This is a genomic window from Pseudomonas prosekii, assembly GCF_900105155.1.
Taxonomy (GTDB): Bacteria; Pseudomonadota; Gammaproteobacteria; order Pseudomonadales; family Pseudomonadaceae; genus Aquipseudomonas; species Aquipseudomonas prosekii.
In genome coordinates, this window is record NZ_LT629762.1 from 1,863,635 (window position 1) to 1,881,384 (window position 17,750).

The window sequence follows — 17,750 nt, forward strand, 5'->3', positions numbered from 1 at the left end:
AAAACGTGTATCCAGATAAAACTTGAGGCTGGGAGCCTGCCATGTGCCTGCGGGAAACCCGCTGACACACAGCAAACAACCAACCTCTAGCGCAATCGCTTATTAGCGACGCAGACCCAGGCGACCGATCAGAGCCTGATAACGACCCAGATCCTTGCCTTTCAGGTAATCCAGCAGCTTGCGACGCTGGTTTACCATGCGGATCAGACCACGACGGGAGTGGTGATCTTTACCGTTGGCCTTGAAGTGACCTTGCAGCTTGTTGATGTTGTGGGTCAGCAGTGCAACTTGCACTTCTGGCGAACCAGTGTCACCAACAGCTTGCTGGTAGTCAGCAACGATTTGAGCTTTTTCTTGAACGTCGAGAGCCATGAGGCAATCCTTTTATCAGGAAACTGTTTCAGAGAAACAGCTTCAACAGGCCAGGGACAAATCCCTGTATCTATAAATGAGTAGTGACCATGCCTGTTAACAGCCACCCTCGCCAACCTGCTGTTACACAGGCTGGTTTCGGTCATTCCGACCGAATCAGTCGACGCGGCGCGATGCGCCCGTCTTCGCTCACTTCACCGATACCGATGAAACGACCGTTGTGATCCTGTACCCGTACCATGCCGAACTTCGGTGCATCCGGGGCGCGTACCGGCTGGCCGTTAAGCCAGTAGAACGAGCTGTGCTCCGAGAACTGCAACAACGGCCAATCCAGCAGGCCGCTGTCCGATGGCATCAGGAAGCGGTCGACCGCTTCGTTGCCGCCTTCGGCATGTACCGCTTCCAACTCTTCAAGCGTGACCGTCTGCGCCAGCGTGAAAGGCCCGGCCTGGGTACGTCGCAATTCTGCAACGTAAGCGCCACAACCGAGTTGCTCACCAATATCCTCCACCAGGGTGCGGATATAGGTGCCTTTGCTGCAATCCACCGCAAGCCGCGCAGTATCACCCTCAAAGGCCAGCAATTCCAAGCGCGCAATAGTAACAGAACGCGGTTCACGCTCCACTACTTCGCCTGCACGCGCCAGCTTGTACAGCGGCTGGCCATCACGCTTGAGCGCCGAGTACATCGGCGGTATCTGACTGATTTGCCCACGAAAACCGGGCAAGGCAGCTTCGACATCGGCGCGACCAACGGTCACCGGGCGCTCCTGCAAAACCTCACCTTCGGCATCCGCCGTGGTGGTGGTCTTGCCCAGTTGCGCCAGGGTTTCATAGGCCTTGTCGGAATCGAGCAGGTACTGCGAAAACTTGGTGGCCTCGCCGAAGCACAACGGCAGCACGCCGGTGGCCAGCGGATCGAGACTGCCGGTGTGCCCGGCCTTCTCGGCGTTCAGCAACCAGCGAACCTTCTGCAACGCCGCGTTGGAGGTGAACCCCAACGGTTTGTCGAGCAGGATGATGCCGCTGACGTTACGACGGATACGTTTGACCTGAGCCACCGATTACTCCTTGGCGTCTTCGGGTTCAGCCGCTACCGGGTGCTGATTGTCTTCAGCCACCGCACGCTCGATCAGGGCCGACAGGTGCGCGCCACGCACGACGCTTTCGTCGTAGTGGAAGTGCAACTGCGGAACGCTGCGCAACTTCATTTCGCGAGCCAACTGCATACGCAGGAAACCGGCGGCGGAGTTGAGCACCTTGATGCTTTGCGCGATATCTTCGGCGCTGTCCTGCCCCATCACGGTGATGAAAATCTTGGCGTGACCGACGTCACGACTGACTTCAACAGCGGTAATGGTGACCAGGCCGACGCGCGGGTCTTTGACTTCACGACGGATCAGCTGTGCCAGCTCACGCTGCATCTGATCGCCGATACGTTGGGTACGGCTGTATTCTTTTGCCATGTCTTGTTACCTGTTACTGCCTCACGGTGAAACCCGTGGGGTCTGAAAGCGGCAAACGCCCGGCCTGACAAAAGCCAGACCGGGCGTTGCGTTTAGAGTCCTGACGCTGTGCCGCGCATTTGCATGCAGCGGCTCATCGTGGCCCTTGAAGTGCGCGAGTTAGAGGCTGCGAGCAACCTGAACCTTCTCGTAAACTTCGATCTTGTCGCCAGGCTTGACGTCGTTGTAGCTCTTGACGCCAATACCGCATTCCATGCCGGCACGTACTTCGGAAGCGTCATCCTTGAAGCGGCGCAGGGATTCCAGCTCGCCTTCGAAGATAACGATGTCTTCACGCAGTACACGGATTGGACGGTTACGGTGAACAACACCTTCGATAACCATGCAACCGGCGATCGCGCCAAACTTCGGCGAGCGGAACACGTCACGCACTTCAGCGATACCCAGGATGTTCTCGCGAACATCGCTGCCCAACATACCGGTGAGGGCTTTCTTGACGTCTTCGATGATGTCGTAGATCACGTTGTAGTAACGCATATCCAGGCCTTCCTGCTCGACGATCTTGCGAGCGCCAGCATCGGCACGCACGTTGAAGCCGAACAGTACAGCGTTGGAAGCCAGTGCCAGGTTGGCGTCGGATTCGGTGATACCACCGACACCGCCACCGACAACACGCACTTGCACTTCGTCGTTACCTAGGCCATTCAAGGCGCCGTTCAACGCTTCCAGCGAACCACGGACGTCAGATTTGAGGACGATGTTAAGCGTCTTCTTCTCTGCCTGGCCCATGTTTTCGAAGATGTTTTCAAGCTTGCCGGCGTGAGCACGGGCCAGTTTGACTTCGCGGAACTTGCCTTGACGGAACAGAGCCACTTCACGGGCTTTCTTCTCGTCCGACAGCACGCTCATCTCGTCGCCAGCGTCCGGAGTACCGTCCAGGCCGAGGATCTCGACAGGGATGGAAGGACCGGCTTCTTTGATTGGCTTGCCGTTTTCGTCGAGCATGGCACGTACACGGCCGTAGTTCGAACCGACCAGAACCATGTCGCCTTGGCGCAGGGTACCGTCTTGAACCAGAACGGTAGCCACCGGGCCACGGCCCTTGTCGAGACGCGATTCAACTACAACACCACGGCCAGGAGCGGAAGGCGTCGCCTTCAATTCCAGAACTTCGGCTTGCAGCAGAACAGCTTCGAGCAACTCGTCCACGCCAGTACCGACTTTCGCCGAAACCGATACGAACGGGGTGTCGCCGCCCCACTCTTCCGAGGTCACGCCGTGAACCGACAGTTCGCTACGAATGCGATCGAGATCGGCGCCCGGCTTGTCGATTTTGTTCACGGCAACTACCAGAGGAACACCGGCAGCCTTGGCGTGCTGGACAGCTTCAATGGTCTGCGGCATTACGCCGTCGTCCGCTGCAACTACCAGGATCACGATGTCGGTCGCCTTGGCACCACGGGCACGCATTGCGGTAAACGCGGCGTGACCCGGGGTGTCGAGGAAGGTGACCATGCCGCGTTCGGTTTCAACGTGGTACGCACCGATGTGCTGGGTGATACCGCCGGCTTCGCCTGCAGCTACCTTGGCACGACGGATATAGTCGAGCAGCGAGGTTTTACCGTGGTCAACGTGGCCCATTACGGTCACAACTGGCGCGCGGGAGAACGTCTCGCCTTCAAACTTCAGGGACTCGGCCAGGGAATCTTCCAGGGCGGTGTCGCTGACCAGGGTCACTTTGTGGCCCAGTTCTTCGGCTACCAGTTGAGCAGTTTCCTGATCAAGCACCTGGTTGATGGTCGCTGGAGTACCCAGTTTGAACATGAACTTGATGATTTCAGCAGCCTTGACCGACATCTGCTGGGCGAGATCGCCAACAGTGATGGTCTCGCCGATCTGCACATCACGCACGACAGGGCCGGTTGGGCTCTGGAAACCGTGAGCGTTGCGCTTCTTCAGCTTGGCCTTGCCGCGACCACCACGACGGAAGCCATCGCTTTCTTCGTCGGTAGTGCGTGGCGCAACACGTGGAGCAGGCGCTTTTTCTTTGACCGAAGCACGATGCGGAGCGTTTTTGCGCTCGCCATCGCCACCGCCGCTACGACGATTGTTATCGTCAGCGCGTGGTTTGTCCGGACGACGCTGATCGTTCGGCTTACGGTCGGCAGAAGGAGCCGGTGCAGCAGCCGGAACCGGAGCGCTTTCGCGAACAGGTTCGGCGGCCGCAGCAGGCGCTGCGACAGCATCGTTAGTAGCGTTTTGCGCGGTTGCAGGCTGGCGACGTGCTTCTTCTTCGGCGCGACGCTTGGCTTCTTCTTCAGCCTTCTGACGAGCAGCATTGTCTACTGCGCGACGTTCATCCAGTTCACGTTTGCGCTCGGCTTCGATTTCTTCCGGGCTGCGTTGTACGAAAACTTTCTTCTTACGGACTTCAACGCTGATGCTTTTACTACCAGCAACACGCAGGGTGCTGGTGGTTTTACGCTGCAGTGTAATCTTGCGTGGTTCTTCCACTTTCGCCTTGTGACTGCTTTTCAAGTGAGTCAGCAAAGATTGCTTCTCACTGTCAGTCACATGTTCTTCGGCGGCGGTGTGCGGCAGACCTGCCTCACGCATCTGCTGCAACAGGCGCTCTACCGGTGTTTTGACCTCATCGGCCAGTTGTTTCACCGTGACTTGCGTCATGCACTTCTCTCCTCAGGCCGCGCCTAATTACTCGAACCAGTGGGCTCGGGCGGCCATGATCAACTTGCCGGCACGATCATCGTCAATGCCGTCGATGTCGAGCAGGTCGTCAATAGACTGCTCGGCCAGGTCTTCGCGGGTAATTACGCCGCGCACCGCCAGTTCCATCGCCAAATCCTTGTCCATACCCTCAAGCGAGAGCAGGTCTTCGGCCGGATGGGCGTCTGCCAGCTTTTCCTCAGTAGCGATGGCTTTGGTCAACAAACGATCCTTGGCGCGAGCGCGAAGCTCGTTGACGGTTTCTTCGTCAAAGCCGTCGATGTTGAGCATTTCTTCCAACGGTACGTAGGCAATCTCTTCCAGGCTGGTGAAGCCTTCATCTACCAGCACCTGTGCCAGATCTTCGTCGACTTCCAGCTCGTCGATGAAGTTGCGCAGGATGTCGCCGGTTTCTGCTTGCTGCTTAGCCTGGATGTCCGATTCGGTCATCACGTTCAGGGTCCAGCCAGTCAACTGGCTAGCCAGACGCACGTTCTGACCACCGCGACCGATGGCCTGAGCAAGATTGTCTGCGCCAACGGCGATGTCCATTGCATGGGCATCTTCGTCAACGATAATTGCCGCCACTTCAGCCGGCGACATTGCATTGATCACGAACTGCGCCGGGTTATCGTCCCACAGGACGATGTCGACACGTTCACCGCCCAACTCGCCCGACACTGCCTGGACGCGCGAACCGCGCATACCAATGCAAGCGCCTTGCGGGTCGATGCGTTTGTCCTTGGAACGGACAGCGATCTTGGCACGCGAACCCGGGTCACGGGAGGCAGCCATTACTTCGATCAGGCCTTCAGCGATTTCCGGCACTTCGATGCGGAACAACTCGATCAGCATTTCCGGCGCGGTACGCGACAGGATCAGCTGCGGGCCGCGGTTCTCGGTGCGGATTTCCTTGAGCAGCGCGCGCAAACGCACGCCGACACGGAAGGTTTCGCGCGAAATGATGTCTTCACGAGCCAGCAACGCTTCAGCGTTGTTGCCCAGATCGACGATCACGTTGTCGCGAGTCACTTTCTTCACGGTGCCGGAGATGATTTCACCCAGGCGTTCGCGGTAAGCGTCGACAACTTGTGCGCGCTCGGCTTCGCGTACTTTTTGCACAATGACTTGCTTGGCAGTCTGTGCAGCAATACGGCCGAACTCGATGGATTCGATTTTTTCTTCGACTACCTCACCGACCTGAGCACCAGGATGCGTTTCTGCAACCTTGCTCGGCCAGGTTTCGATGGCCGGATCGTCAAGATCTGCTTCTTCGACGACCGTCCAACGACGGAATGTCTCGTAAGCACCGGTGTGGCGATTGATTTCCACACGCAGATCGACTTCGTCTTCGAAACGTTTTTTGGTAGCAGTGGCCAGAGCCAGCTCCAGCGCTTCAAAAATTACGTTTGCCGGTACGCCCTTTTCATTGGATACCGACTCAACAACCAGCAGTACTTCTTTGCTCATCGTACGCCTCGCCTTTCGCAAGCCATTGGATCCGCGGGATCCGCGTCTCAGTCAAAACTGGGAATAATGTTGGCCTTGTCGATCATATCGATCGGCAACAGAAACTCGTGGTCTTCAACCTGCACCACGACATCCTGCTCTTCTACACCGCGCAGAAGGCCCTGAAAGTTGCGTCGGCCTTCGAAAGGCGAGCGCAGCTTGATCTTCACTTGTTCACCGGCAAATTTTGCAAACTGCTCAATAGTGAACAGTGGGCGTTCCATGCCAGGCGAGGAAACTTCAAGGGTGTACTCAACGGTGATCGGATCTTCAACATCCAGGACACCGCTGATCTGGCGGCTGACGATGGCACAATCGTCCACCAGCACGCCGCCTTCTTTATCGATATAAACGCGCAACATTGAGTGGCGACCTTGAGCCGAAAACTCAATACCCCAGCATTCATAGCCTAGGGCCACGACCACCGGGGCCAGCAAGGCCTGCAACTCTTCTAGCTTGCTCGACACCTGAACCCCCTCGTGCATGTATGTGCATGCTATGCAAAATAAAAAAATGGGCGAAACGCCCATCCTTGAAACGCCGTCGAACAGCGGCGTTGAAAGTGTCCAGCTAACAAAAAGCCCCTTAAAAGGGGCTCCTGAAACTGGTTGCGGGGGCCGGATTTGAACCGACGACCTTCGGGTTATGAGCCCGACGAGCTACCAGACTGCTCCACCCCGCGACAAAGCTGGGGCGGAAGTATACGACCGATCCCTGACAGGGTCAATGTAACCTTCCACCTACAAGAAAGCCCGCAACAGCGGGCTCTCCTGATAATTGGTACCGAGAAGGGGACTCGAACCCCTACACCCTATGGGCACAACCACCTCAAGGTTGCGTGTCTACCAATTCCACCACCTCGGCAATACTACGTTTGAAACCCTACTTCTTACTTCTGCTCTTGAGCTGGAGGTACGTCAGTCGCTGGAGTAGCCGACTTTTGCTCTTGAAGCACCGGGACATCATCAGAAGCCGGTTGTTGCTTTGGAACTTCCAACACTGCCGGGTTTGGCAAACCTACTTGAGTCAGCTCTTGAGCTTTCTCTTTAGCAAAGTAACCTAACCCTAAGCTGGTTATGAAGAAACCGGCGGCAAGTATAGCAGTAAACTTACTAAGAAAGGTAGAGGAACCTTGGCTTCCGAACACAGTATTTGAAGCACCTGCTCCGAAAGACGCGCCAGCGTCCGCACCCTTACCCTGCTGCAGCAATACCAGAGCAACTACGCCCAATGCACCCAGCAGATGAAAAACGACTACGACTGTTTCCAGCATTTTTTCAGTTTCCCGCGGCGCGACAAATCGCACCGAACTCATCTGCATTCAGGGAAGCTCCACCAATGAGCCCCCCATCGATATCCGGCATGCCGAACAGTTCGACCGCATTGGCCGCCTTCACGCTGCCGCCGTATAGAAGCCGCACACCTTGCGCGACTTCAGAATTCTCTACCGCCAACTGAGCGCGAATGGCTGCGTGCACATCCTGCGCCTGTTGCGGCGAAGCAGTCAGCCCGGTGCCAATGGCCCAGACCGGCTCGTAAGCAATTACTGCGTTTGCAAACACACCGACACCCAGCTCCTCGATGATGCTGCCCAGCTGACGCCCGACAACCTCAAGAGTTTTTCCAGCTTCGCGCTGCTCAAGGGTTTCCCCTATGCACAACACCGGAATCAAGCCACATGCCTGCGCTGCTGCGAACTTGCGAATGAGTGTTTCATCATTCTCGCCGATGATCTGGCGACGTTCGGAGTGGCCCACAAGTACCAGTGAGCAACCCTCTTCAGCCAGCTGACTCGGTGCAACTTCACCGGTCAACGCACCTTGTTTGGATTCCACCGCAGCGTTCTGCGCGCCGACCTTGATCGACTTGCCTTCCAAACCATCAATCACTTGATTGATATGCAGAAAAGACGGGAATACCGCTACTTCAACACCGCTCGGCAAGGCCAGGTTACCCAGCCCGTTGATCAGCTCAGCGACGCTGGCGCGGGTACCGTGCATCTTCCAGTTACCAGCTACCATAGGGCGACGCATGCTGTACCTCGTCGGTCAAAGTGGGCGCAGATGTTACCCAACACAATGAAGGCTGGCAAGCCGAATTCAGGCAGAAACTTCACTTACCAGTTTTGCCAGCTCTTCGGCGTAACCACGAACCTGTGTTTCGTCCTCGCCTTCGACCATGACGCGCACCAATGGCTCGGTCCCGGACTTGCGCAACAACACGCGTCCGCGCCCCGCCATCGCCTGGGTAACGCGCTCGCTGGCTTCCTTGACCGCCGGGTGATCCAGAGGGCTCGCACCGCCACCGAAACGCACGTTGATCAGCACTTGCGGGCACTTGCGCAGCGCTTGACGTGCCTGGGCCAGTCCTTCGCTACGACGCTTGAGCGCCATCAACACCTGCAGCGCCGCGATAATCGCGTCACCGGTAGTCGTGTGATTGAAGCAAACGATATGCCCGGAGTTCTCGCCACCGACCAGCCAATTGCGCTCCAGCAGATCAGCGATCACGTAACGGTCACCGACATTGGCGCGCACGAAAGGAATCGCCAGATCCGCCAGGGCAAGCTCAAGCCCGAGGTTGCTCATCAGGGTGCCGACAACGCCGCCCTGCAGTTTTTCACGCTCATGCAGATCGCGAGCAATGATAAACAGCAGCTCGTCACCATCGACGATAGCGCCAGTGTGATCAACCATCAGCACCCGATCGCCATCACCGTCGAAGGCAATACCCAGGTCAGCGTGCTCGGCCAACACCGCCGCTTGCAGCTGACCCATGTGGGTCGAGCCGCAGTTGTCGTTGATGTTCAGGCCATTCGGCTGAGCCGAGAGCACAACCACCTCGGCGCCCAACTCACGGAACACGCTAGGTGCCACTTTGTAGGTGGCACCGTGGGCGCAGTCGATGACGATTTTCAGACCGGCGAAATTGGTGCCGGTCGGTACGCTGCTTTTGCAGAATTCAATGTAACGACCCGACGCGTCGTTGATCCGCGATACCTTGCCGATCTTGCTCGACTCGACCACGGTCATCGGGGTGTCGAGCAGCTCTTCGATCATCAGCTCGACTTCATCAGGAAGCTTGGTGCCCTTCCCGGAGAAAAACTTGATGCCGTTGTCATCGTGCGGATTGTGCGAGGCACTGATCACGATGCCGGCTTCGGCATGAAAAGTCCGGGTCAGGTAAGCGATCGCCGGGGTCGGCATCGGGCCCAGCAGCATCACATCGGCACCGGCCGACGTCAGCCCGGCCTCCAGCGCCGATTCAAACATGTACCCGGAGATGCGCGTGTCCTTGCCTACCAGAACCTTGCACGCCCCCATCTTGCGGAACGCCATACCGGCGGCCCAGCCAAGCTTGAGCATGAAGTCCGGGGTGATCGGATACTCGCCGACCCGACCACGAATGCCGTCGGTACCAAAATATTTCTTAGTCATAAGTGCTCCATCATTCTTATTCGGCTGATTCCACTGCGGCGATCATCCGCACTACATCGACGGTTTCGGCGACATCATGGACGCGCAATATACGCGCACCCTTGGCCGAAGCCAGCGCGGCGAGTGCCAAGCCGCCAAAAAGACGCTCCCCAACCGGGCGATTCAACGCCAGACCTATCATGCTCTTTCGCGAAACCCCGACCAACAGGGGCCGCCCCAAGGCATGCAGGGCTTCCATATGTTTGAACAAGCTTAGATTGTGTTGCAGGTTTTTTGCGAAGCCAAACCCCGGATCGAGGATGATCCGCTCAGCAGGAATTCCCACCGAAGCGCACTGCGCCATGCGCTCGGCGAGGAAATCGCCGACCTCTTTGGTCACGTCGTGATAATGAGGATTGTCCTGCATGTCGCCCGGCTCGCCGAGCATATGCATCAGACACACCGGCAGCCCAGTGGCCGCCGCTGCATCCAGGGCACCGTCGCGCCGCAACGAGCGCACATCATTGATCAAGCCCGCCCCCAGTCGTGCGGTTTCGCGCATGACTGCCGGCGTGGAAGTATCAACCGAGATGATCACGTCCAGCTCACGATTGATCCGTTCGACGATCGGCGCTACGCGCTCAAGCTCCTCGAGCGGGGAAACCGCTCGGGCGCCTGGCCGGGTCGATTCGCCACCGACATCAATCAGCGTCGCACCGGCCATCACCATGGCCTCGGCGTGCCGCAGCGCAGCATCGAGCTGGCTGTAACGACCGCCATCGGAAAAGGAATCAGGGGTGACGTTGAGAATGCCCATGACATGCGTATGGGCCAAATCAAGAACCCGGTTGCCGCAAGGCAACCGGGTCAGGGACTGAACAGAAGTCATTTCAAGCCTTAAACGTCAGCAGCTGGGCCGCCGATAGGTGTTTCCGGACGTGGTTCCGGCGCGACCGGAGTCGTTCCGGTAGGACCAGCACCGCCACCCGACCAATCACGCGGCTCGCGCGGCGTGCGACCGGCCATGATGTCGTCGATCTGATCAGCATCGATCGTCTCGTACTTCATCAGCGCGTCGGCCATGGCGTCGAGCTTGTCGCGGTTGTCCGTAAGGATCTGTTTGGCCGTGCCGTAGCACTGGTCAATGATGCTGCGCACTTCGGAGTCGATCAGCTTGGCTGTCTCACCGGAGAAGCTTGCACTCTGACCACCGCCGCCGCGACCAAGGAATACTTCACCCTCTTCTTCGGCATACATCAACGGACCGAGTTTTTCCGACAGGCCCCACTTGGTCACCATGTTCCGTGCAATCTGGCTGGCACGCATGATGTCGTTCGATGCACCCGTGGTGACACCATCAAAGCCCAAGGTCATTTCTTCAGCGATACGGCCACCGTACAACGAGCAGATCTGGCTGATCAGTGCGCGCTTGGACAGGCTGTAGCGATCTTCTTCCGGGAGGAACATGGTCACACCCAGCGCACGACCGCGCGGGATGATCGACACCTTGTAGACCGGATCATGCTCAGGCACGACACGACCAACAATGGCGTGGCCAGCCTCGTGGTAAGCAGTGTTCTGCTTTTCTTTCTCGGACATGACCATCGATTTGCGCTCGGCGCCCATCATGATCTTGTCTTTGGCCAGTTCGAACTCTTTCATTTCAACGATGCGCTTGCCGGTACGGGCAGCAAACAACGACGCTTCGTTGACCAGGTTGGCCAGGTCAGCACCGGAGAAGCCCGGAGTACCACGAGCGATCACGGCCGGAGCAACGTCGTCACCCATTGGCACTTTACGCATGTGAACCTTGAGGATCTGCTCGCGACCACGAATGTCAGGCAGCCCCACGACAACCTGACGGTCGAAACGGCCTGGACGCAGCAAGGCTGGGTCGAGCACGTCCGGACGGTTGGTTGCAGCGATGACGATGATGCCGTCATTCATTTCGAAGCCGTCCATCTCCACCAGCAACTGGTTGAGAGTCTGCTCACGCTCATCGTGACCGCCGCCCATGCCAGCGCCACGATGACGGCCGACAGCGTCGATTTCATCGATGAAGATGATGCAAGGTGCGTGCTTTTTGGCTTGCTCGAACATGTCGCGGACGCGGCTCGCGCCGACACCGACGAACATTTCAACGAAATCAGAACCGGAGATGGTGAAGAACGGCACTTTCGCTTCGCCGGCAATTGCCTTGGCGAGCAAGGTTTTACCGGTACCCGGAGGACCAACCATCAGCACACCGCGAGGAATGCGGCCACCCAGACGCTGGAACTTGCCCGGATCGCGCAGGAACTCGACCAGTTCGCCAACTTCTTCTTTGGCTTCGTCGCAACCGGCGACGTCACCCAAAGTAGTTTTTACCTGATCTTCGGAGAGCAGGCGCGCCTTGCTCTTGCCGAAGCTCATCGGCCCGCCCTTGCCACCGGCACCGCCCTGCATCTGCCGCATGAAGAACATGAAGACGGCGATGATCACCAGGATCGGGAAGCTTGCGACCAGGAGTTGAGTCCAGATGCTTTGCTGTTCTGGCTGCTTGCCTTCGACTACAACGTGGTTGTCCACGAGGTCGCCGATCAGGCCATTGTCCTGGATTGCCGGACGAATGGTCTTGAAGCTGTCGCCATCATTGCGCTTGCCGGTAATTACATAGCCATCAACCGCTACGCGCTCGACCTTGCCATCCTTGACCTGCTGGATGAAGTCGGAATAGTTGAGGGTCTGCGGCTCGTTAGGGCTGGAGAAGTTGTTCATCACAGTCACGAGGACTGCCGCGATGATCAACCACAGGATCAGATTCTTTGCCATATCGTTCAATTAACTACCCTCTGAAGCAAGCTCCGCTACTGGCGCGCGCTTCGCATGATATTCACCGGCCTAACTTACTACATTACGAACGGCTCTGGCAGGCGCCGTCTGTAACCCTTTGTGAAACACTTTCTACACAATATTCGCTATTGCCCGCAGGACGAAATATGAAAAACCTATCGACCTGCTCATAAACCTCGACTTACTCACTGCTGCCGCGGTAGCCCCAAGCCAGCATGTATTGCTCGCGGGAACTGCCACGGGAAGAGTCCGGCTTGATCATCTGGACCTTGTCGAATTTCCGACGAGCGTCCTTCACATAAGCATCAAACCCTTCGCCCTGAAACACCTTGATCACGAAATTGCCACCCGTCTTGAGTATCCGAGTCGCCAGATCAAGCGCCAGTTCACATAGAAACATGGCTTTTGGCATATCTACTTCAGGCGTACCACTCATATTGGGGGCCATATCGGAAATCACAAGGTCCACCTGCGAATTACCCACGGCTTCCAGGATCTGCGCGAGCACTTCGTCCTGGGTGAAATCACCTTGGATGAAAGTCACGTCCGGAATGCTGTCCATTTCCAGGATGTCCGAGGCGATCAGACGCCCCTGACCACCGATCAGTCGACTTGTGACCTGCGACCAGCCGCCGGGCGCCGCTCCCAGATCGACAACGCTCATACCCGGACGGATCAGTTTGTATTTCTCCTGGACCTCCAGAAGCTTGTAACTCGCACGCGAGCGATAACCATCCTTCTGCGCCTGCTTCACATAGGGATCATTGACATGTCTTTGCAGCCATTTAAGGCTTGTCTTGGAACGGGCCACGGGCCACCTCGAAAATAAAACGGGTCGTGATTAACTGGGCGGTCCCGGACTCGCTCGGGTAAACTGGCCGCCGCTTTTTACAAGATCAGACGCAGGGGTCAGATTATGCCGCTCACTCAAGAGCAGAAGAAACAGTACAAATCCATTGGCCACCATCTGAAACCAGTTTTGACTGTGGCCGACAACGGTTTGACTGAAGGTGTGTTAGCCGAACTTGAACGCGCATTGGCGGATCACGAGCTGATTAAAATCAAGCTCAACATTCTCGATCGCGAGTCGCGCCTGGCGAACATTGCAGAACTGTGCAAGGTCGGCAAAGCGGACCTGGTTCAGGTCATCGGCAAGATGGCACTGATTTACCGCAAGAACTTCAGCGTCAACAAGCAACTGTCGAACGTCCATCGCTTCAAGTGATGGCAAGGGTCAAGGGTGTGCTTCGCGCACCCTGCCGCTCCATCCAGGCACTGGTTGCAACACCAGCACTAGCCCGGAAAAACCCAGCACCAGAAAACTGAACGCTTCCCAGCGCACCGCATCCGGCCAGTTCAGGCGCACGATACAAAACATCGCACACGCATAAAGCGCCATCAGCAGCAGTTGCCCGCGAATATCCCGCCATAGACTGACAAGGCCCTCGGCCTGAATCAGCACCAAAGCCTGAAATATCACACACGCTGTGGCGAAACCCACCATCAGCGCATCCAGCGCGCCTCGAATTTCATCGATCAGCAGCGGTGCCAGGCCAATTTTGCCCAGCACCGGCAGCAGACCGAGGTACAGCAGCCACAGGCCACCAACCCACAACATCTGGGCCAGCTGCCAAAGCATGGCGCCCGCACGGAGCGGGCGCCTGTTTTCAGATGTGGCGGACTTCGACAATCTCGTACTCGATAACGCCACCCGGCGTTTTCACCGCGACCACATCACCTTCTTCCTTGGCGATCAGGGCGCGAGCCAGTGGCGAACCCACCGAAATCTTGCCCTTTTTGAAGTCAGCCTCGTCTTCACCGACGATGTGGTAAGTCACGCGCTCGTCTGTCTCGACGTTGGCGATTTCAACGGTGGTGCCGAAAATCACTTTGCCGGTGTGAGGAATGGTCGTGACATCAATGATGACCTGATTCTGAATCCGGCCTTCGATGTCACGAATCCGCGCCTCGACCATACCCTGCTGCTCGCGGGCAGCGTGATACTCGGCGTTTTCCTTCAAGTCGCCCAACTCGCGAGCCGTGCCGATGTCCTGGCTGAGCCTGGGACGGACAACCTTGGTCAGGTGCGTGTGTTCTTCTTCCAGGGCTTTCGCGCCCTGGACAGTCATTGGGTACTTGATCATGCCTTCAATCCTGCGTGTAGGTCCTGCAAGCGGCGCACAGTCTTCTCGGGACCGAACTTCAACGCTTCGCAGATGGCTTCGCCAGCAGCAATGGTAGTGGTGCAGTAAATCTTGTGCTGCAAGGCGTTACGACGAATGGAGTAGGAATCAGCGATCGACTGACGACCTTCGGTGGTGTTGATGATCAGCGTGACTTCGTCATTCTTGATCATGTCGACCACGTGCGGACGACCCTCGGTCACCTTGTTCACGCGGCGCACTTTCAGGCCTGCGGCTTCGATCAGCTTGGCAGTGCCGGCAGTCGCGACCACTTCGAAGCCCAAGTTGATCAGATCACGCGCCACACCTGCAACCAGTGGCTTGTCGTCGTCGCGTACGCTGATGAATGCGGTGCCGCCGGTCGGCAGCACTTCGCTGGCGCCCATCTGCGCCTTGGCGAACGCTTCGCCGAAGGTGTCGCCGACGCCCATCACTTCACCGGTGGACTTCATCTCTGGGCCGAGGATCGGGTCCACGCCAGGGAATTTGGCGAACGGGAACACCGCCTCTTTCACGCTGTAGAAGTTCGGGATGATTTCCTCGGTGAAGCCGATTTCTTTCAGAGTCTTACCGGCCATTACGCGTGCCGCGATCATTGCCAGGGAAACCCCGATGCACTTGGACACGAACGGTACGGTCCGGGAAGCGCGCGGGTTGACTTCGATGACGTAGATGTCTTCGCCCTGCAGCGCCAACTGCACGTTCATCAGGCCGACAACGCCCAGTTCCAGAGCCATTTTCTTCACCTGCTCGCGCATCTCGTCCTGGATATGCCCAGGCAGCGAGTACGGCGGCAGGGAGCACGCGGAGTCACCGGAGTGAACGCCGGCCTGCTCGATGTGCTGCATGATTGCGCCGATCACCACATCAGTGCCGTCGCAAACCGCATCCACGTCCATTTCGATGGCGCAGTTGAGGAAGTGGTCGAGCAGCACCGGGCTGTCGTTGGACACTTTCACCGCGTCACGCAGGTAGCGCTTCAGCTCTTCTTCTTCGTAAACGATTTCCATCGCACGGCCGCCCAGTACGTAGGACGGACGAACCACCAGCGGGTAACCGATCTTGGCAGCAGCACGAATCGCTTCGTCTTCGCTGCGCACGGTGGCGTTAGGCGGCTGACGCAGGTTCAGGCGCTCAACCATTTGCTGGAAGCGCTCGCGGTCTTCGGCACGGTCGATCGCATCAGGGCTGGTGCCGATGATTGGCACGCCGGCCTCTTCCAGAGCGCGAGCCAGTTTCAGCGGGGTCTGGCCGCCGTACTGGACGATCACGCCTTTTGGCTTCTCGACGCGGCAGATTTCCAGCACGTCTTCCAGGGTCACTGGTTCGAAGTACAGGCGATCAGAGGTGTCGTAATCGGTCGAAACGGTTTCCGGGTTGCAGTTGACCATGATGGTCTCGTACCCGTCTTCGCGCAGCGCCAGTGCCGCGTGAACGCAGCAGTAGTCGAACTCGATGCCTTGGCCGATACGGTTTGGACCGCCGCCGAGGATGATGATCTTGTCGCGGCCCGACGGCGCAGCTTCGCACTCTTCCTCGTAAGTCGAGTACATGTAGGCGGTGTCGGTGGCGAACTCGGCCGCGCAGGTGTCAACGCGCTTGTAGACCGGGAAGATTTCCAGCTTGTGACGGTGGCGACGCAGGTTTTTCTCGGTCACACCCAGCAGCTTGGCCAGACGCATGTCGGAGAAGCCCTTGCGCTTGAGCTTGAACATCATGTCGCGGTCGATGCTGGCCAGACCTAGGGTCTTGACCTTCTCTTCTTCCTTGATCAGATCTTCGATCTGCACCAGGAACCACGGATCGATCATGTTCATGCCGAAGATGTCTTCGACCGACAGGCCGGCGCGGAAGGCGTCAGCCACGTACCAGATACGCTCGGCGCCCGGCACAGTGAGTTCGCGCTTAAGCACGCTCATGCTTTCCGGGTTGCTCAGGTCGAGCTTCTCGTCCAGACCGCAAACGCCCACTTCCAGGCCGCGCAGGGCTTTCTGCAGGGATTCCTGGAAAGTCCGGCCGATGGCCATGACTTCACCGACCGACTTCATTTGCGTGGTCAGGCGTGCATCGGCTTTCGGGAATTTCTCGAAGGCGAAGCGTGGCAGCTTGGTGACGACGTAGTCGATCGACGGCTCGAAAGACGCCGGCATAGCGCCGCCGGTGATTTCGTTCTGCAATTCGTCCAGCGTGTAGCCGATCGCCAATTTGGCAGCGATACGCGCAATCGGGAAACCAGTGGCTTTCGAGGCCAGCGCCGAAGAGCGGGAAACACGCGGGTTCATCTCGATGACGACCATGCGACCAGTGTCCGGGCAGATGCCGAACTGGACGTTGGAGCCGCCGGTTTCCACGCCGATTTCACGCAATACCGCCAACGAGGCGTTACGCATGATCTGGTATTCCTTGTCCGTCAGGGTCTGTGCTGGCGCCACAGTGATCGAGTCACCGGTGTGCACGCCCATCGGGTCAAAGTTTTCGATGGAGCAGACGATGATGCAGTTGTCCTTCTTATCGCGGACAACCTCCATCTCGTATTCTTTCCAGCCGATCAGGGATTCGTCGATCAGCAGCTCTTTGGTCGGCGACAGGTCGAGACCACGGGCGCAGATTTCTTCGAACTCTTCGCGGTTGTAAGCGATACCGCCGCCGGTGCCGCCCATGGTGAAGGACGGACGGATGATGCACGGGAAGCCCAGCTTCTCGAGTACCGCGTTGGCCTCTTCCATGGTGTGAGCGATGCCGGAACGCGGGCAATCGAGGCCGATCGACTTCATTGCCTTGTCGAAGCGCGAACGGTCTTCAGCCTTGTCGATGGTGTCGGCATTGGCGCCGATCATCTCTACGCCGAACTTCTCCAGAACGCCTTCGCGCTCCAGATCCAGTGCGCAGTTCAGCGCGGTCTGGCCACCCATGGTCGGCAGCAGCGCGTCCGGACGCTCTTTCTCGATGATCTTGGCAACGGTCTGCCATTTGATCGGCTCGATGTAGGTCGCGTCGGCCATGTCCGGGTCGGTCATGATGGTCGCTGGGTTGGAGTTCACCAGGATGACGCGGTAACCCTCCTCGCGCAGGGCTTTGCAGGCCTGGGCGCCGGAGTAGTCGAATTCGCAGGCCTGGCCGATCACGATCGGGCCAGCGCCGAGAATCAAAATGCTTTTTATGTCTGTACGTTTTGGCATGGGTTTGTCACTCAAATCCGCAGGTCAGTCGGCAAGCCGTCTTGTTCAATCTGTGAAGCCTTGAGGGGGC

Annotated in this window: 16 protein-coding genes and 2 tRNA genes; 1 reads left to right on the plus strand and 17 read right to left on the minus strand. The window is 57.8% G+C overall.

Annotation, left to right across the window (positions count from 1 at the left end; genetic code table 11):
• Nucleotides 1-102: 102 nt before the first annotated feature.
• The 14 genes from rpsO to rlmE form a co-directional block, all read right to left on the minus strand.
• Nucleotides 103-372, minus strand: a complete 270-nt coding sequence (gene rpsO, locus BLU01_RS08640; RefSeq protein WP_003176135.1) for a 30S ribosomal protein S15 — start codon at nucleotides 370-372, stop codon at nucleotides 103-105.
• Between the two features lie 142 nt (nucleotides 373-514).
• Entirely contained in the window at nucleotides 515-1,432 is a 918-nt protein-coding gene (gene truB / locus BLU01_RS08645) for a tRNA pseudouridine(55) synthase TruB (RefSeq protein WP_054616162.1), read from the minus strand.
• Between the two features lie 3 nt (nucleotides 1,433-1,435).
• Nucleotides 1,436-1,837: a 30S ribosome-binding factor RbfA gene (rbfA, locus tag BLU01_RS08650; protein ID WP_030128077.1), complete on the minus strand. Its 402-nt coding sequence runs from the start codon at nucleotides 1,835-1,837 to the stop codon at nucleotides 1,436-1,438.
• 159 nt (nucleotides 1,838-1,996) lie between these two features.
• Nucleotides 1,997-4,522: a translation initiation factor IF-2 gene (gene infB, locus BLU01_RS08655; protein ID WP_092273472.1), complete on the minus strand. Its 2,526-nt coding sequence runs from the start codon at nucleotides 4,520-4,522 to the stop codon at nucleotides 1,997-1,999.
• Between the two features lie 27 nt (nucleotides 4,523-4,549).
• Nucleotides 4,550-6,031, minus strand: a complete 1,482-nt coding sequence (gene nusA, locus BLU01_RS08660) for a transcription termination factor NusA (protein WP_092273475.1) — start codon at nucleotides 6,029-6,031, stop codon at nucleotides 4,550-4,552.
• A 47-nt stretch (nucleotides 6,032-6,078) separates the two neighbouring features.
• Nucleotides 6,079-6,537 (minus strand): ribosome maturation factor RimP, encoded by a 459-nt coding sequence (rimP, locus tag BLU01_RS08665; protein ID WP_149088505.1) that lies wholly within the window; start codon nucleotides 6,535-6,537, stop codon nucleotides 6,079-6,081.
• 138 nt (nucleotides 6,538-6,675) lie between these two features.
• Nucleotides 6,676-6,752, minus strand: a tRNA-Met gene (locus BLU01_RS08670).
• A gap of 96 nt (nucleotides 6,753-6,848) precedes the next feature.
• A tRNA-Leu gene (locus BLU01_RS08675) sits at nucleotides 6,849-6,934 on the minus strand.
• A 25-nt stretch (nucleotides 6,935-6,959) separates the two neighbouring features.
• Nucleotides 6,960-7,343, minus strand: coding sequence for a preprotein translocase subunit SecG (secG, locus tag BLU01_RS08680; RefSeq protein WP_060541200.1), 384 nt, complete (start codon nucleotides 7,341-7,343; stop codon nucleotides 6,960-6,962).
• A gap of 4 nt (nucleotides 7,344-7,347) precedes the next feature.
• Entirely contained in the window at nucleotides 7,348-8,103 is a 756-nt protein-coding gene (tpiA, locus tag BLU01_RS08685) for a triose-phosphate isomerase (protein ID WP_092273481.1), read from the minus strand.
• 66 nt (nucleotides 8,104-8,169) lie between these two features.
• Entirely contained in the window at nucleotides 8,170-9,507 is a 1,338-nt protein-coding gene (gene glmM / locus BLU01_RS08690; RefSeq protein WP_092273484.1) for a phosphoglucosamine mutase, read from the minus strand.
• A 16-nt stretch (nucleotides 9,508-9,523) separates the two neighbouring features.
• Complete coding sequence (gene folP, locus BLU01_RS08695) at nucleotides 9,524-10,375, minus strand: dihydropteroate synthase (RefSeq protein WP_092273487.1); 852 nt, start codon at nucleotides 10,373-10,375, stop codon at nucleotides 9,524-9,526.
• 8 nt (nucleotides 10,376-10,383) lie between these two features.
• Nucleotides 10,384-12,297 (minus strand): ATP-dependent zinc metalloprotease FtsH, encoded by a 1,914-nt coding sequence (ftsH, locus tag BLU01_RS08700; RefSeq protein WP_092273490.1) that lies wholly within the window; start codon nucleotides 12,295-12,297, stop codon nucleotides 10,384-10,386.
• 202 nt (nucleotides 12,298-12,499) lie between these two features.
• Nucleotides 12,500-13,129, minus strand: a complete 630-nt coding sequence (gene rlmE, locus BLU01_RS08705; protein ID WP_092273493.1) for a 23S rRNA (uridine(2552)-2'-O)-methyltransferase RlmE — start codon at nucleotides 13,127-13,129, stop codon at nucleotides 12,500-12,502.
• A 105-nt stretch (nucleotides 13,130-13,234) separates the two neighbouring features.
• Between rlmE and BLU01_RS08710 the strand changes: the two genes are divergently transcribed.
• Nucleotides 13,235-13,543: a YhbY family RNA-binding protein gene (locus BLU01_RS08710; protein WP_008005472.1), complete on the plus strand. Its 309-nt coding sequence runs from the start codon at nucleotides 13,235-13,237 to the stop codon at nucleotides 13,541-13,543.
• Between the two features lie 9 nt (nucleotides 13,544-13,552).
• On the opposite strand, the gene BLU01_RS08715 is transcribed toward BLU01_RS08710, so the two are convergent.
• The 3 genes from BLU01_RS08715 to carB are packed head-to-tail and all read right to left on the minus strand — an operon-like array spanning nucleotide 13,553 to nucleotide 17,680.
• Nucleotides 13,553-13,957, minus strand: coding sequence for an MFS transporter (locus BLU01_RS08715; protein WP_092273496.1), 405 nt, complete (start codon nucleotides 13,955-13,957; stop codon nucleotides 13,553-13,555).
• 28 nt (nucleotides 13,958-13,985) lie between these two features.
• The gene (greA, locus tag BLU01_RS08720; protein ID WP_092273499.1) at nucleotides 13,986-14,462 is read right to left on the minus strand and encodes a transcription elongation factor GreA; all 477 of its coding nucleotides are present in this window, start codon (nucleotides 14,460-14,462) and stop codon (nucleotides 13,986-13,988) included.
• Nucleotides 14,459-17,680, minus strand: coding sequence for a carbamoyl-phosphate synthase large subunit (gene carB / locus BLU01_RS08725; RefSeq protein ID WP_092273502.1), 3,222 nt, complete (start codon nucleotides 17,678-17,680; stop codon nucleotides 14,459-14,461). Before carB ends, greA begins: the two co-directional genes overlap by 4 nt.
• Nucleotides 17,681-17,750: the final 70 nt, after the last annotated feature.

Coding starts and splice junctions, on each gene's coding strand:
- rpsO (WP_003176135.1), bottom strand. CDS start 372: ATGGCTCTCGACGTTCAAGAAAAAGCTCAAATCGTTGCTGACTACCAG.
- rbfA (WP_030128077.1), bottom strand. CDS start 1,837: ATGGCAAAAGAATACAGCCGTACCCAACGTATCGGCGATCAGATGCAG.
- infB (WP_092273472.1), bottom strand. CDS start 4,522: ATGACGCAAGTCACGGTGAAACAACTGGCCGATGAGGTCAAAACACCG.
- nusA (WP_092273475.1), bottom strand. CDS start 6,031: ATGAGCAAAGAAGTACTGCTGGTTGTTGAGTCGGTATCCAATGAAAAG.
- secG (WP_060541200.1), bottom strand. CDS start 7,343: ATGCTGGAAACAGTCGTAGTCGTTTTTCATCTGCTGGGTGCATTGGGC.
- tpiA (WP_092273481.1), bottom strand. CDS start 8,103: ATGCGTCGCCCTATGGTAGCTGGTAACTGGAAGATGCACGGTACCCGC.
- glmM (WP_092273484.1), bottom strand. CDS start 9,507: ATGACTAAGAAATATTTTGGTACCGACGGCATTCGTGGTCGGGTCGGC.
- folP (WP_092273487.1), bottom strand. CDS start 10,375: ATGACTTCTGTTCAGTCCCTGACCCGGTTGCCTTGCGGCAACCGGGTT.
- ftsH (WP_092273490.1), bottom strand. CDS start 12,297: ATGGCAAAGAATCTGATCCTGTGGTTGATCATCGCGGCAGTCCTCGTG.
- BLU01_RS08710 (WP_008005472.1), top strand. CDS start 13,235: ATGCCGCTCACTCAAGAGCAGAAGAAACAGTACAAATCCATTGGCCAC.
- BLU01_RS08715 (WP_092273496.1), bottom strand. CDS start 13,957: ATGCTTTGGCAGCTGGCCCAGATGTTGTGGGTTGGTGGCCTGTGGCTG.
- greA (WP_092273499.1), bottom strand. CDS start 14,462: ATGATCAAGTACCCAATGACTGTCCAGGGCGCGAAAGCCCTGGAAGAA.
- carB (WP_092273502.1), bottom strand. CDS start 17,680: ATGCCAAAACGTACAGACATAAAAAGCATTTTGATTCTCGGCGCTGGC.